We start from the raw sequence: 13,917 nt of genomic DNA on the forward strand, positions 1-13,917 counted from the left end.
AGGGTTGATTCGGGCGTATCGGCCAGCCGTAGCCGAGATTGCGTGTTCTCAACCCTCCGATAACTCACCTAACGTTATTAAAACGTCCAGTTAGAGGGCGTTTGATCGCCGGTGCCGTGGTCCTCGCCGCTGCCGCCGGGATCACCACCTGGGCACTGTGGCCCGCATCCGAGCCCCGGGAGCGGCAGTACCGGGATGCCACCGCCTGCCTCCTGACGGGCGAGGAGGGCATCGCGAAGGAACCCGCGACCGCGATCTGGTCCACGATGCAGCAGGCCTCGGTGACCACTCTGGTGCGCGTCCAGAATCTTCCGGTGAGCGGACCGCAGACGGCCGACAACGCCGAGGGGTTCGTCAACTCCCTGACCGCCACCCGATGCGGATTGATCATCGCCGTGGGCGAACCGCAGACCGCGGCCGTGGACCGGGTCGCCGCGGCGAACCCGCAGACCGCCTTCATCAGCGTCGGCGGCGGGGCCGTGACCGGAAACGTTCAGGTGGTCGACGCCGCCGGAGCCCCGGACGCCATCTCTGCCGAACTCCAGGAGCTGGCGAACGAGGCGTCCTGAGACGAGGCCGGTGCCACCTCACCCGCATTGGATCTTCCCAAGACGGGGACGCTTTCCTACGGTGTGGCCATGACTCGCACGGCGGCCGTCAACGGCATCACGATCAGCTACGACGACTACGGCGCCGGGCCGGCCTTCGTGCTCGTGCACGGCCACCCGTTCAACCGTTCGATGTGGTGGCCGCAGATCTCCGCGCTGACCGCCGAGGGCTACCGCGTCATCGCCGCCGACCTGCGGGGATACGGGCAGAGCACGGTCGTCCCCGGGCTGACCACACTGGAGACGTTCGCACGGGACACGTTCGCGCTGATCGACCACCTGGAGCTCGACGAGGTGGTCCTCGGCGGCCTGTCGATGGGCGGGCAGATCGTGATGGAGTGCTACCGGCTCTTCGCCGAGCGGATCGCCGGGCTCGTCCTCGCCGACACGTTCCCGCAGGGCGAGACCCCGGACGGGCACGCGCACCGCAATCGGGTCGCCGACCAGCTGCTCGCCACAGGGATGACCGGCTACGCCAACGAGAACCTGTCGAAGATGATCGCCGAGTACAACGTGACGGCGATGCCGCGGGTGGCCGAGCACGTCTACGAGATGATGATCCACACCTCGCCGGCGGGCGCGGCGGCGGCGCTGCGCGGGCGGGCCGAGCGGCCCGACTACCAGAAACTATTGACCACCGTGGCGGTGCCGACGCTGATCGTGGTCGGGCGCGACGACGAGTTCACCCCGGTCGCCGACGCCGAGCTGATGCACCGGCTCATCCCCGGGTCGGCGCTGGCGGTGATCGACGGCGCCGGCCACCTGCCGAACCTGGAACAGCCGGAGGCCTTCAACGCCGCCCTGCACGACTTCCTCGACCAGTAACGACGATGGCGCGGCCTTGTCCGCTACTGATCACGGACGCGATCAACTGAGCCGGCGCAGGAGAGCCTCGGCGATCAGCCGGTCCGGATGCGCCGACCAGCTCCCGGTGCCGCCCTCCGCGGCCCAGACCAGGTTCTGCAGCACCCGGGCCAGGGTCCAGCGGGCCGCGCGCTGCCGATCCAGGCCGAGCACCTCGGTCATCAGGTCGAAGTGCGGCACCACGTCCGTCTCCGGCCACCGGTTGTGCAGCGCCGCCAGCAGCTCGAACCCCGGGTCGCCGACCAGCGGCTTCGGATCGATCGCGACCCAGCCGCCGCCGTCGGGCACGGCCAGCACGTTGTCGTAGTGCAGATCCCAGTGCAGCAACCGGTCGCCGGGCTCGGACACCACCTCGCGCAACGCCGCCACACAGGTGCGCGCGAGGTTGCGGTCGGCCGGGTCGGGCAGTCGCGGGATCGCGTGCGGTGCGCGTTCCAGCAGGTCGGACGCGAGGTCCGCGAGGCGGCGCAGGCCCGGCGGCGCGGCGACGGCATGCAATCGGGACAAAACCCCGCTCAGCGTACGGAGGGCAGCCCGCACGTCCGTGACCGTGCCCAGCCCGCGGGTGGCGTCGAGCCGCTCCAGCAGCATCGAGCCGGACCCGGGGTGGTGCTCCAGCAGGCGTACGGCCCCACGCCCGGCCCAGGCGCGCAGCGCGATCGGCTCGCCCGCGGTCTCGTCGTCGACCGGTTGCAGTTTGAGCACGGCCGGAGTCCCGTCCGCCCGCCGCACCGGCACGACCATCGCCACCGCGCCGTGCCCCGGCTCCCCGTCGGCCGTCAGCCCCCACTCGTCGAGGCGGTCCGCGGCCAGCCCGGGCAGCCCCGCGATCCACGCCGCGGTCGCCTCGCCGAAGAACCGCATGTGTGAGGCCCGCAGCCCCTCCGGAACGATCAGCACCCGGGCACTCTAAGACCGCCGGCCGGAAAATCGCCTGCGCGGGATACCCACGAGTAGCCACGGGCCGGTAATGTTCCGCGATCGTGAGTGACATTTCCCCGGAGGCGCCGCAGCCGGCCGAGAAGCAGCAGCCCGAGACATCGGAGGCGGCCGAGAAGCAGCAGCCGGAAGCGCCGACCGCGAAGGAGCGGATCGCCGCCGAACGCGCCGAGAAAGCCGCCAAGGCGACGCCCGCGAAGCAGCGCCGCGGCGTGCCGGTGCTGACCGCGCTGGTGGCGCTGGCCGTCGGGGCGGCCGCCACGTTCGGCGGGCTGTACTTCACCGGCTGGCGGCAGATCCCGGAGGAGAAGTACACGATGGTGGTCATCCTCAAGGACGGCACCACTCAGCAGCAGAAGGACGACATCCAGAAGGTCCTGGAGACGCTGCCCGGCCACAGCGCGGTCCGCCTGGTCGGCAAGGCGGAAGCGTTCGCCGAGGCGCAGAAGGCCTACGCGTCGAAACCCGACGCGCTGGCCGGCCTCAAGGAGGACAGCATGCCGGAGTCGTTCCGGCTCTCCGCCGTGCAGCGCGGCTTCGACTGCACGGCCCTCAAGCCGCTCGGCGGGAACACCGCGATCTCGAAGATGTCGGTGGTCAAGCCTTACTCCAGCGAGAGCAACCCGGGCGCCGACGTCCTGTGCTGAGCGCTCGGCCGACCGGTCGGCCGAGCGCCGACGACCTGCACTGAACGCTCGGCCGACCGGTCAGCCGAGCGCCGACGACCTGCACTGAACGCCCGGCCGGCCGATCACGGCCCGCCGGGCGCCGCTGTCACCCCGGCTCGCCGCCGACCGGCCGGCCGGGCGCCGCTGTCACTCCGGCTCGTCGCCGACGGCCTTGAACAGCGCGGCCACCTCAGCGTTCGACAGGTGCCGGAAACCACCCGGGCGCAGGTCACCGAGCCGGATCGGGCCCACCGCGGTCCGGATCAGGCGGGTGACCGGGTGACCGACCTCGTCCATCATGCGGCGCACGATGTGCTTGCGGCCCTCGTGCAGGGTGATCTCCACCTGCGCGGTCTTGCCGATCGCGTCGACCAGGCGGAACGAGTCGACCTTGGCCGGGCCGTCCTCCAGCACCACGCCGGCCTGCAGCGCGCGGCCGACGGTGCGCGGCAGCGGGCCGACCACCTCGGCCAGGTAGGTCTTGGAGACCCCGAAGGACGGGTGCATCAGCTTGTGCGCCAGCGTCCCGTCGTTGGTGAGCAGCAGCAGCCCCTCGGACTCGGCGTCGAGCCGGCCGACGTGGAACAGCCGCTGCTCGAAGTTGTCCTGAAGGAAGTCGGCCAGCTCGGAGCGGCCCTTCTCGTCGTCGAGGCTGGAGACCACGCCGCGCGGCTTGTTGAGCGCGACGTAGACGAGCTTGGTGTTGGTGATCACCCGCTGACCGTCGACGTAGATCTCCGCGGTGGCCGCGTCCACCTTGTCGCCGAGCTTGGCGACCCGTCCGTTGACCGTGACGCGCCGCCGGAAGATCAGATCTTCGCAGGCGCGCCGGGATCCAACACCGGCCGCGGCCAGGACTTTCTGGAGGCGTTCGGCGGTGTCAGCCTGAGGCATCGAGCACTTCTTCCACATCGTCGGGCAGGAATGGGGCGAGCGGCGGCAGCTGATCGACCGAGTTCAGGCCGAGCTTCTCCAGGAACAGAGCGGTGGTCCGGTACAGGTATGCCCCGGTTTCCGGCTCGGTGCCGACTTCCTCGATCAGGCCGCGAGTGACCAGCGTACGCATGACGCCGTCACAGTTCACACCGCGGATGGCCGAGATGCGCGACCTCGTCACCGGCTGCTTGTAGGCGACCACGGCGAGTGTTTCCAGGGCGGCCTGGGTGAGGCGCACGGACTGGCCGTCGAGCACGAACCGTTCGACATACGCCGCGTATTCCGGGCGGGTGTACAGCCGCCAGCCACCGGCCGCGCGCCGCAGGTCGAAGCCGTGCCCGGCCGCGGTGTAACGCGCCGAGATGTCGTCGAGCATCCTGGCCACGCGCTCGACGGGCTGCTCCAGCACCTCGGCCAGCTTCAGCTCGTTGGTCGGTTCGTCGACGACGAGCAGGATCGCTTCCAGCGCCGCGGACAACTCTGCGTCGTCCACGACCCTTTCCTCGGTACGGCCGTCAGCCGCCTCCTCGCGCGGGCCCGACGGCTGGACCGGGACGGCGACGGGCACGGGCGTGACGTCCACGACAGGGTCACCCGCGAGGTGGGCGGACGCGTCCTCGAAGCCGGCCAGGTAACCGGTGAGCTCGACGTCGGAGCGCGCCGGCTCGTCGGCCGGCGCCGGCCCGGCCACGAACTCGTCGACCGGCTCGGGCCCGGCCACGAACTCGTCGACGGGTGCCGGCGCGGCCACGGGCTCGTCGACCGGCGCGAACTCGGGCTCGGCGGCGTCCGGCGCGGGCTCGGCGGCCTGCTCGGCGGCCTCCTCGACGGAATCCGGCAGCGGCACCTCCGGCTCCGGGTCGAGCTCGACCTCGGTCGGCTCGGGTTCCGCCTCGCCGGGCAGCTCCTGCGGGGCGTCGACCGCCTCGTCCTGGAAGTCGCGGTCGGGCTCGTCGCGTTTGCGTTCCCACGGCGGCACCCACGCGCCCATCTGCGCGGCCAGGGACTCCTGACTCTCGTCGCTCACTGCTGTTTCTCCTCCGGGGCCGCCTCGTCGCCCTCGTCAAGATCGCCATCCGGGGCGGGCGAGTCAAGCTCGCTCGCAGGCGTTTCGTCCGAAACGGTGGTCGTCTCCCCGCCATCATCGGACCCGGCACCCTCCGGACGGACCGGTTTGTCGGTGATCTTCTCCGGGCTGCCCTCGTAGTCGTCGACGCTGAGCTCGGCCTCCTGGTCGCCGCCGATCCAGCGAACGGTCAGCTCGTCCAGCGACACCGGCTGCTCGAAGTCGATCAGATCCTGCCGGTACAGCTCGAGCAGCGCGAGGAACCGGGCGACCACCTCGAGCAGGCTGTCACAGTCGGCGGTCAGCAGGCTGAACGTGGCCACCCCGATCCGGCGCAGCCGGTCGCGCAGCAGCTCGGCGTGCTCGCGGACGCTGACCCGGACCTGGTGGATGTGCGCGATCGACACCTGCGGCGGCCCCGGTTTCGGGGTGAACTGCTTGAGCGCCAGCTTGAACAGCCGCTGCGGCCCGATGCCGAGGACCAGCTCGGGCAGCGCCTGCGCGTAACGCTCCTCGAGCGTGACCACCCGCGGCCAGCGACGCGCGCCGATGCCCTCCAGCTCGTGGATGTGGGCGGCGGCTTCCTTGAACGCCTTGTACTGCAGGAGCCGGGCGAAGAGCAGGTCGCGGGCCTCGAGCAGCGCCAGGTCCTCCTCGTCCTCCACCTCGGCCGAGGGCAGCAGCCGGGCCGCCTTGAGGTCCAGCAGGGTGGCCGCGACCAGCAGGAACTCGCTCGTCTCGTCGAGATCCCAGTCGTCGCCCATGGCCCGGATGTAGGCGATGAACTCGTCGGTCACCACGTGCAGGGCGACCTCGGTGACATCCAGCTTGTGCTTGCCGATCAGCTGCAGCAACAGGTCGAACGGGCCCTCGAAGTTGTGCAGCTTGACCGTGAACTTCCCGGAGTCGGCCTCCGCGGCCGCGACGGCCGCCGCATCCTCGGACGCGGTGAACTCCGGATCCGGCGGAAGCTCGTCCGCGGACACCGGCTGGGCAGGCTCGTCAAGCACGTGCCGACCGTAGACCATCCCTGTGACAACATGCTCCGGGCTCACGTCCTACCAACGTCACAAGTCACGCACGGTTGCGCATGGTGACGTGATGATGGCGGACCGCCATGCCTCCGGCGTCAGCTGATCGGCGGGTCGGTGCCCTCGGACGGTGCCGGATGCGGGTGTGGGCGAGGTCTGTGCTGCTCGGCGGGCGGTTCCGGCTGCTGCGGCGGGGCGTAGGACTCCGGTGCGGCGTAACCCTGCGGCGGCACGACCGGCGGCGGGGCGTACCCGGCCGGCGCGTGCGCGCGGAGGTCACGCAGCGGGACCTCACCGCCGAAGACCTGACCGGCGGGGACCAGCACGCCCTGCGCGGCCACGTCGGCACCCTCCCGGACCGCGGCGTGCACGGCCTCGCGCAGCGCCCGGACCCGTTCGGCGCGCAGCATGCGCTCGACCGAGCCCGAGCGCCCCGACATGCCGCCGGCCAGGTCCCGCAGGAAGTGCCCGAGCAGGGTCGCCCCGCGCCGGCCGCGCGACATGGTCCAGCCCAGGTAGAGGCTGCTGCCGTACGGGAAGACGGAAATGAAGATCTGGTAGTTCCGGTCGCTGATCATCAGACGGTTGTTGATCGCCTCCGGAGGCAGAAGATCACTTCGCACGCGTACGGCGTCGGCCTCCACCGGGATCCCCCGGCGACGCAGCGCGCCGTAGATCGCGGCGTACGCGGAATCGGTGCTTTGCCGGCGGTCCTCGATCAGCGTCCGCCACTCGGCGAGCGACTCGTCGACCCGCGCCGACAGCGACACCGTCCCGAACACGAGGAAGCTCAGCAGCGAGCCGATCGCGAACACCTCGCCGCCGGGAGTGCCGTCACTGGTCGGGCCCCGGTCCGAGACCGCGAGGACGAACAGCGCCAGGAACCCGAAGACGGCCCACACGACCAGCGCCGGGACGGCCGCCGACAGCCACAGCCGGGCCAGCGTCCGGACCGGCACCGATTCGTCCAGGCCGAGTTCCACCGGCTGGTGCCGCAAACCCTGCATCCGGTACGGGATGTCCCCGTGGCCCGGTCCGAGTGTGGGCATGCTCATGAGTCCTCACTTTCCTCGTGCGCGTTCACACCAGGGACACCTGGATGCCGGTGGGGGTGGCCTGCGCGTTGCCGTTGATCCGGAACGCCGCGTCCCCGCTCTGCGACTTCCGCGCCCCGCTCGAGTCGGTGTAGGCGGCGGTCCAGTGGACCTTCCCGGTCCCGTCGTCGACGAGCTGCACGGCGGTGCCGCTGAACCACATGATGCTGTCGGTACGGACATCGACCTGCGGATATGTCGTCACCGACCAGGTCACGGCGACGTCGGTGCCCGGGACGTTCAGCCCGAACGGGCAGCCGGCCGGCTGGGCCGTGGTGCCGGCCGCGCACTTGTCCAGGGCGGTGCGCACCTGGCCCCGGATGTTCTCCCGGGCACCGCCGGCCAGTTCCGGCACCCCGAACTGCAGCGGCGCGACGTAGCCGACGATGCCGTTCGGCTGGGCGACACCGCTGGCCCGGCTCTCCGCGAGCAGGGTGTTGCCGGCGGCGACGGCCTCGTAGGCGCCCGGGAACGCGGCGGTCACCCCGCCGGCCGTGCCGAGGCCGATCCCGTTCACGGTGACCGCGCGGCCGCGCTGGCCGTCGACGCCGAGCAGCACGAACGGCAGCCGCAGCCGCCATTCCCCGTTCTCCTTCAGCACCACCAGTTCCTGGGCGATCGTCTGACCGGCGGCCCGGTAGACGACCCGGACCGATCGCGCCTCCGTCCCGAACTGGCCGCCGGCCGTCATGTCGTCACCGACCTCGGCGCCGCTCGGCCGGTAGCGGTCCTCGCTCAGCGCCGCCTTGCTGAGCAGCGGGTACTGCGTGACGTCGATCTGGTCCGCGGACGCCACCCAGGAGAGGGCCTTCTCGGCGTCACCGTCGCCCAGTGCGTCGAAGTACCGCTCGGTGACCGCCCGTGGCCCGTCCGCCCGGCCGCCTACCGCAATCGCCAGTCCCGCCACCACCAGCACCATCCCGGCTACCGCCGCGACCGCCAGCGCCCCGTGCCGGCGCCCGGCCGCACCCCCGGAGGTGCTGCTCAGCCCCGGGAAAGCCGGTTCCGCCGCAGGAAGGGGCATGGCAGGCGCCGCGGAGGATGCCACGGACTCGGCCGGGACGACCACCACCGGCGCGGCGCACCAGCCGCACCACGGCTGGTCGCCCTGCACGTCACCCCCGCAGCGAAAGCAGAGGGTCTTCTCCATGGCCGCATCCCCCGGTCACCCCAAGTCACCGGAACGCTACCCGAATCGCCCTTACCGGTCAGCTACTTCCAAACCGGTCAGCCGTTCGTCAACCCCGCCACGCCCCTTACCCGCCGGCCCTCGCCGCGCTCACCCTTTCCGGCCGGTTCTCACCGTGATCATGAGGCACGAACAACCCGGCAGCGACCAGCGGGGAGCAGGATCGCGGCCGCGACCAACCGCCTGCCTCGCGGCCTCCGACGGGCGCGACTCCCCGGCCCGCCCCCTCCGCTTGACGGGCTGCTGCGACGGGACCGGTGCCGGGCCGGGAGCCGTGGACGGGTTCGGTGCTCTGAGCGGGACCACCCACGGACGTCGCCCTTGCGGGCCTCGCGTTCAGGGCCGGCCACGGCCCTGCGAGGCCCGGAAGGGTCCCCGCGGGAGCGACGGTCCGGACCACAGACCAGAGAGGACATGAAGATCTTGAAATTGATCTTCGACTATCCCCAGACGCGGAGGAAGAACATGCCGAGGACGTCGAGAATGTGCAGGATGAGCGGGTAGCCGGTCGGGAACAGGCTGAAGACCAGCAGCAACAGGACGCCGATGTTCTTGTCCTCGAACCAGAGGCGGGTCCACTGCATGCCCGGCCCGGGTTTGCGCAGCGCGTTGTACATGATGCCGAAGCCGTCCAGCGGGGGCATCGGGATCAGCGCGAGCAGGCCGAACGCGAGCAGGCCGACGCCGAACGACAGCAGGGCCTGCTCGCCGTAGGGCAGGCCGTCGACGCCGTGCAGCACCCGGGCGACCGTCAGGTAGCGGAAGAGGCCGGGCTCGCTCTCGGTGAGGGCGAACGCGGCGACGAGCAGTTCACCGGCGAGGATGCAGGCGACGGGGCCGGCGGCGAAGACCGCGGCGGCCCGGCCGCGACCGCGCCAGCGCGGAACGTCGTCGACGGTGAGCATCTTGCCCCAGCCCATGCCGCCGAGCGCGGCGCCGACCGCGCCGAACGGGTCGAGGTCGTGACGGAAGCTGGGGACGAGGGAGTCCCCGCGGTCGGCCAGGCCGACGGTGCGCGCGGTGAAGCGGACGGCGACCGCACGCAGCATGATGCCGCACAGGAAGGCGACGACCAGCGCGATGAACGCGACCGGTGTCCCGAGCGCGAAGAGCAAACCTATCCTCGTTCCGCCTTGGCGGCGATGACCTCACGAGCAAGCTGACGGTAGTTCCGGGCGCCCGAGGACGCCGGATCCAGCGTAGTGATCGGGGCGCCGGCCACGGTCGACTCCGGGAACTTCACCGTCTTCGTGATGACGGTCTGGTAGACCTTGTCGCCGAACGCCTCCACGACGCGCTGCAGCACCTGGCGGCAGTGCGTGGTGCGGGAGTCGTACATGGTGGCGAGGATGCCCTCGAGCTCGAGGTCGAAGTTGAGCCGCTCGCGCACCTTGTCGATGGTGTCGAGCAGCAGAGCGACACCGCGCAGCGAGAAGAACTCGCACTCCAGCGGGATGAGCACGCCGTGCGCGATGGTCAGCGCGTTGATCGCCAGCAGGCCCAGCGAGGGCTGGCAGTCGATCAGGATGAAGTCGTATTCCTTACGCACCGAGCGCAGCGCCCGGGCCAGTGCCATCTCCCGCGCGACCTCGTTGACCAGCTGGATCTCGGCGGCGGAGAGGTCGATGTTGGCCGGCAGCAGGTGCAGCCCGGCGACATCGGTCTTGATGATGACGTCCTCGGTGGTGACGTCGTCCTGCATCAGCAGGTTGTAGATGCTCAGGTCGAGATTGTGCGGGTTGACGCCGAGGCCGACCGAGCAGGCGCCCTGCGGGTCGAAGTCGACGAGCAGCACCTTCCGCCCGTATTCCGCCAGAGCGGCGCCCAGGTTGATGGTGGTGGTCGTCTTGCCGACGCCACCCTTCTGGTTCGCCAGGGCGATGATCCGCGCCGGGCCGTGCCGATCGGTGGGCATGGGCTCGGGGATCGGACGGCGCATCGTGTACGCCGTGGGGTCGGCGGGACCGAGGTCAGCGCCCAGATCCAGGGAATTCTGCTGATCGCGGAGCGCTGTGGTCCAGGCTTCCGCACGGTCGCCGTTACCTGCCATCGCCATCGCCCCCTCCCGACTCGAAGCCCGACTGTACGCCACACGTGCCGTCCCCCCGGGGTCAGCCGTTCGGCGTGTCGCACCTATGGATGCGTAGCTTCTAACGAGCGCGAGGATGAGAGGTCGCGTAGACCTCCCGCAGGCGCTCGACGGTCACCAGGGTATACACCTGCGTCGTGGTGACCGAGGCGTGTCCCAGCAGTTCCTGCACCACTCGCACATCGGCTCCGCCGTCGAGCAGATGCGTGGCGTAGGAGTGACGCAGCGTGTGCGGACTGACGGCGTACGGCCCGTCGACCGGCAGCCCGGCCGCGAGCGCGCATCGGTGCAGGACGGTCCAGGCGCTCTGGCGGGAGAGGCGGCCGCCGCGGGCGTTGAGGAAGATCGCCGGGGTGCCGCGACCGTTCTCGGAGAGTGACGGTCGCGCCCGTACGAGATAGGCCTGCAGGGCGTTCTTGGCGTAGCCGCCGATCGGGACGAGCCGGGTGCGCCCGCCCTTGCCGCGCAGAACGGCCGAGTTGTCGTTCTGCAGGTCGAGATCGTCGATGTCGGCCCCGACCGCCTCGGAGATCCGCGCTCCGGTGCCGTAGAGGAACTCCAGCAGCGCCCGGTCGCGCAAGCCGAGCGGGTCGTCCGCGGCCGGGACGGCCAGCAGCTGCTCGACCTGGCTCACGTCGAGGGCCTTGGGCAGCCGTTTCGGCGGGGCCGGCGGGTGCACGTCGGCGGAGACGTCGTGCCCGACCAGGCGCTCGCGGACGGCGAACCGGTGCAGGCCGCGCACCGCGCTGATCGCGCGCGCCGCCGACGAGGAGGCCAGGCCGCCCTCCCGCAGCGTGGCCAGGTGCCCGGTGACGTCGGCCGGGCGCACGTCGGCCAGCTCGGTGATCCCGGCCGTGGCGAGCTGCTCGGCGTAGCGGTCGAGATCACGCCGGTACGACGCGAGCGTGTTGCGGGACAGGCCACGCTCCACGCCCAGATGGTCCAGGTAAGCCGTTATCGCCCGATCGAGTGTCAGCTGAGCACCTCCGTCAGCGGTGTCACCGGCATGCCGTGCGCCTCGGCCACCGGCCCGTAGACCACGTGCCCGGCGTGCGTGTTCAGGCCCGCGGCCAGCGCCGGGTCGTTGCGCAGCGCGGCACGCCAGCCCCGGTTGGCCAGTTCCAGAGCGTACGGGAGAGTCACGTTGGTGAGCGCGTAGGTACTGGTGTGCGGCACCGCCCCGGGCATGTTCGCGACGCAGTAGAACATCGATCCGTGCACGCGGTAGGTCGGGTCGTCGTGGGTGGTCGGCCGGGACGCCTCGAAGCATCCGCCCTGGTCGATCGAGATGTCGACGAGGACGCTGCCGGGCTTCATCCGTTCGACGAGGTCGTTGGCGATCAGGGTGGGCGCTTTCGCGCCCGGCACCAGCACCGCTCCCACGACCAGGTCCGCGTCGAGCACGGCCTTCTCGATCTCGTACGCGTTGGAGGCGATCGTCCGCAGGTGGCCCCGGTAATCGGCGTCGGCGGCCCGCAGCCGGGCGATGTTGCGGTCGAGCAGTTTCACCTCGGCCTGCATGCCGAGCGCGATCGCGGCCGCGTTCATCCCGGAGACCCCGGCCCCGATGACGACGACCTTCGCCGCGTAGACACCGGGCACGCCGCCCATCAGCACCCCGCGCCCGCCGCCCTGGCGCATCAGGTGGTACGCCCCGACCTGCGGCGCGAGCCGCCCGGCGACCTCGGACATGGGGGCGAGCAGCGGCAGAGAACGGTCGGGCAGTTCCACGGTCTCGTAGGCGATCCCGGTGATCCGCCGGTCGAGCAGCGCGTCGGTGCACTCCTTGGACGCGGCCAGGTGCAGGTAGGTGAAGAGCACCTGGCCCTCGCGCATCCGGTGGTACTCGCTGGCGACCGGCTCCTTGACCTTGAGGATCAGGTCGCCCTCGGCCCACACCGCGTCGGCGTCGGGCAGGATCGTCGCGCCGGCGTCGCGGAAGTCCGCGTCGGTGATCGACGAGCCCATCCCGGCGGCGCTCTGCACGAACACCTGGTGGCCCGCCCGGGCGAACTCGAAGACCCCGGCCGGGGTGATCGCCACCCGGAACTCGTTGTTCTTGACCTCGCTGGGAATACCGACCCTCACCACATTCTCCCTGCGTCACCGCGACGTTGCGTTGCGCGATATGTCCTTATCCGCCGCAGACTACCCCGGTTGATCCGCACTGATCCCCATGTCCGCCGGACGCCGGCGAACCGGTACGGTCGCCGGATGACCGGCTTCCCCTGGCTTCTCGTCGACCAGAACATCGACGACGGCGACGCGGTGGTGGCGGCGTGCGCCGACATCGACGGCCTCTTCGCCGACCCGGGTGAGCTGCCGGTCGAGCGGTACACGCTGACCGGCTGCGCCCCGGCCGGGGCACTGCGCGCGGCCTGCGACGGCTTCGGCGCCACCTGGGTGGGCAACATCGGTCTGGAGACGATCCACCGGCCCGACTCCAAACACCCCCGCGAATGCTGGGAGTGCACCGAGGAACTGCTCGACCTGAACGTGGTCGACGTGCGCCCGACCGGCTTCGGGGTCTTCGACATCACGTGCGAGGGCCGGCTCCGAATAGACCCCGAACACCGCAAACGCAGGCGCGGGCCGGACCGCGCGCCCGAGGCCGACGGGTACGTGCTGACCGGGATCACCGGCGAGGGCGAGGAGAAGTTCGGCACCTGCCAGGACGTGACCGGGGTGTTCCGGCCCAGGCCGGCGCGGCTGCCGCAGCCGGCCACGCTGATCGGCTGCCGGCCCGAGCCGCGGCTGACCCGGGCGATCGACGCACTTCAGCGGGGCGCCGCGCGGCACCGGCGGATGATCATCGCCTCGATCTACAGCGTGGCCGACGACGGGACCGCCACCCACATGCTGGACAGCGGACTGGGCGCCGAGGTGTCGGATGTGCGTCCCTCCGTGCTCGGGGACGGGTTGCTCGACGTGACGTTCGAGAGCACGTACGGGGATGCGATCAAAGGCGGACGTCCCAGCGGCGCGCGGGAGATCTGGGAACGCTGGCGGACGGGACGGCCGACCGAGACGGGGCTGTGGGCGGCGTACCCGTCGTCGCTGCGGCACGAGTGGGCCGGCGCGGCGCTCGCCCACCACCGGCCGGGGCCGGACCGGCCCACGGGGCAGACCTACCACCTGGACGGACGGCACGTCACCGACGAGGACGGGTTCTACTGCGCGATCGGCGAGGCGATCAACGGCCCGGGTGGGTACTTCGGGTGGAACGCCGGCGCGCTGCACGACTGCCTGCTCGGCGACTGGGGCGCGGCGCCCGGGTTCCGGCTGGTCTGGCACGACTCGGCGGTCGCCCGCAAACACCTGGTGCCCGGTTACGACCGCCGTGACTTCTGCCCGGCGATCACCATGGACCACCTGCTCGCCTGGCTCGCCGAGGACGGAGTCGACGTCGAGCTCCGGTGATCGACTACAGTGC

Annotated in this window: 14 protein-coding genes; 4 read left to right on the forward strand and 10 right to left on the reverse strand. The window is 71.0% G+C overall.

Going from position 1 to position 13,917, the window contains the following annotated elements; all coding sequences use genetic code 11:
* The first annotated feature begins 101 nt into the window (after positions 1 to 101).
* On the forward strand, positions 102 to 569 hold the full coding sequence (locus ACH442_RS45435) for a hypothetical protein (RefSeq protein WP_396344420.1): 468 nt from the start codon (positions 102 to 104) through the stop codon (positions 567 to 569).
* Positions 570 to 638: 69 nt separating this feature from the next.
* A complete protein-coding gene (locus ACH442_RS45440) occupies positions 639 to 1,433 on the forward strand; it encodes an alpha/beta fold hydrolase (RefSeq protein ID WP_396344421.1) in 795 nt (264 codons plus the stop codon).
* 42 nt (positions 1,434 to 1,475) lie between these two features.
* Here the strand turns inward: ACH442_RS45440 and ACH442_RS45445 are convergent, their stop codons facing one another.
* Entirely contained in the window at positions 1,476 to 2,336 is an 861-nt protein-coding gene (locus ACH442_RS45445; protein ID WP_396344459.1) for an aminoglycoside phosphotransferase family protein, read from the reverse strand.
* Positions 2,337 to 2,455: 119 nt separating this feature from the next.
* On the opposite strand from ACH442_RS45445, the gene ACH442_RS45450 reads away from it, so the two are divergent.
* Entirely contained in the window at positions 2,456 to 3,058 is a 603-nt protein-coding gene (locus ACH442_RS45450) for a permease-like cell division protein FtsX (RefSeq protein ID WP_396344422.1), read from the forward strand.
* 168 nt (positions 3,059 to 3,226) lie between these two features.
* Here ACH442_RS45450 and ACH442_RS45455 read toward each other — a convergent pair whose 3' ends face one another.
* The 9 genes from ACH442_RS45455 to ald all read right to left on the reverse strand — a co-directional run bounded on the left by ACH442_RS45455 (position 3,227) and on the right by ald (position 12,572).
* Complete coding sequence (locus ACH442_RS45455) at positions 3,227 to 3,991, reverse strand: pseudouridine synthase (RefSeq protein ID WP_396344423.1); 765 nt, start codon at positions 3,989 to 3,991, stop codon at positions 3,227 to 3,229.
* Positions 3,960 to 5,042: an SMC-Scp complex subunit ScpB gene (gene scpB / locus ACH442_RS45460; RefSeq protein ID WP_396344424.1), complete on the reverse strand. Its 1,083-nt coding sequence runs from the start codon at positions 5,040 to 5,042 to the stop codon at positions 3,960 to 3,962. Before scpB ends, ACH442_RS45455 begins: the two co-directional genes overlap by 32 nt.
* Complete coding sequence (locus tag ACH442_RS45465) at positions 5,039 to 6,109, reverse strand: segregation and condensation protein A (RefSeq protein ID WP_396344425.1); 1,071 nt, start codon at positions 6,107 to 6,109, stop codon at positions 5,039 to 5,041. The genes scpB and ACH442_RS45465 overlap by 4 nt, the downstream gene beginning before the upstream one ends.
* Before the next feature lie 101 nt (positions 6,110 to 6,210).
* Positions 6,211 to 7,167 (reverse strand): adhesin, encoded by a 957-nt coding sequence (locus ACH442_RS45470; RefSeq protein ID WP_396344426.1) that lies wholly within the window; start codon positions 7,165 to 7,167, stop codon positions 6,211 to 6,213.
* A 25-nt stretch (positions 7,168 to 7,192) separates the two neighbouring features.
* Entirely contained in the window at positions 7,193 to 8,356 is a 1,164-nt protein-coding gene (locus tag ACH442_RS45475) for a hypothetical protein (RefSeq protein ID WP_396344427.1), read from the reverse strand.
* A 479-nt stretch (positions 8,357 to 8,835) separates the two neighbouring features.
* Positions 8,836 to 9,510: a hypothetical protein gene (locus ACH442_RS45480; protein WP_396344428.1), complete on the reverse strand. Its 675-nt coding sequence runs from the start codon at positions 9,508 to 9,510 to the stop codon at positions 8,836 to 8,838.
* A 2-nt stretch (positions 9,511 to 9,512) separates the two neighbouring features.
* The gene (locus ACH442_RS45485) at positions 9,513 to 10,445 is read right to left on the reverse strand and encodes a ParA family protein (protein WP_396344460.1); all 933 of its coding nucleotides are present in this window, start codon (positions 10,443 to 10,445) and stop codon (positions 9,513 to 9,515) included.
* Positions 10,446 to 10,545: 100 nt separating this feature from the next.
* On the reverse strand, positions 10,546 to 11,460 hold the full coding sequence (gene xerD, locus ACH442_RS45490) for a site-specific tyrosine recombinase XerD (RefSeq protein WP_396344461.1): 915 nt from the start codon (positions 11,458 to 11,460) through the stop codon (positions 10,546 to 10,548).
* A complete protein-coding gene (gene ald / locus ACH442_RS45495; RefSeq protein ID WP_396344429.1) occupies positions 11,457 to 12,572 on the reverse strand; it encodes an alanine dehydrogenase in 1,116 nt (371 codons plus the stop codon). Before ald ends, xerD begins: the two co-directional genes overlap by 4 nt.
* Positions 12,573 to 12,698: 126 nt before the next feature.
* On the opposite strand from ald, the gene ACH442_RS45500 reads away from it, so the two are divergent.
* Positions 12,699 to 13,904, forward strand: a complete 1,206-nt coding sequence (locus tag ACH442_RS45500) for a barstar family protein (protein WP_396344430.1) — start codon at positions 12,699 to 12,701, stop codon at positions 13,902 to 13,904.
* Positions 13,905 to 13,917 lie beyond the last annotated feature (13 nt).

It is taken from the genome of Actinoplanes sp. NPDC020271 (genome assembly GCF_044388125.1).
In the GTDB taxonomy this organism is placed as follows: domain Bacteria; phylum Actinomycetota; class Actinomycetes; order Mycobacteriales; family Micromonosporaceae; genus Actinoplanes.

Excerpts from the sequence above, each read along its gene's own strand:
- ACH442_RS45440 (WP_396344421.1), top strand. The coding sequence starts at position 639 with ATGACTCGCACGGCGGCCGTCAACGGCATCACGATCAGCTACGACGAC.
- ACH442_RS45445 (WP_396344459.1), bottom strand. The coding sequence starts at position 2,336 with ATGCGGTTCTTCGGCGAGGCGACCGCGGCGTGGATCGCGGGGCTGCCC.
- ACH442_RS45475 (WP_396344427.1), bottom strand. The coding sequence starts at position 8,356 with ATGGAGAAGACCCTCTGCTTTCGCTGCGGGGGTGACGTGCAGGGCGAC.
- ACH442_RS45500 (WP_396344430.1), top strand. The coding sequence starts at position 12,699 with ATGACCGGCTTCCCCTGGCTTCTCGTCGACCAGAACATCGACGACGGC.
- ACH442_RS45455 (WP_396344423.1), bottom strand. The coding sequence starts at position 3,991 with ATGTGGAAGAAGTGCTCGATGCCTCAGGCTGACACCGCCGAACGCCTC.
- ACH442_RS45485 (WP_396344460.1), bottom strand. The coding sequence starts at position 10,445 with ATGGCAGGTAACGGCGACCGTGCGGAAGCCTGGACCACAGCGCTCCGC.
- ACH442_RS45465 (WP_396344425.1), bottom strand. The coding sequence starts at position 6,109 with ATGGTCTACGGTCGGCACGTGCTTGACGAGCCTGCCCAGCCGGTGTCC.
- ACH442_RS45470 (WP_396344426.1), bottom strand. The coding sequence starts at position 7,167 with ATGAGCATGCCCACACTCGGACCGGGCCACGGGGACATCCCGTACCGG.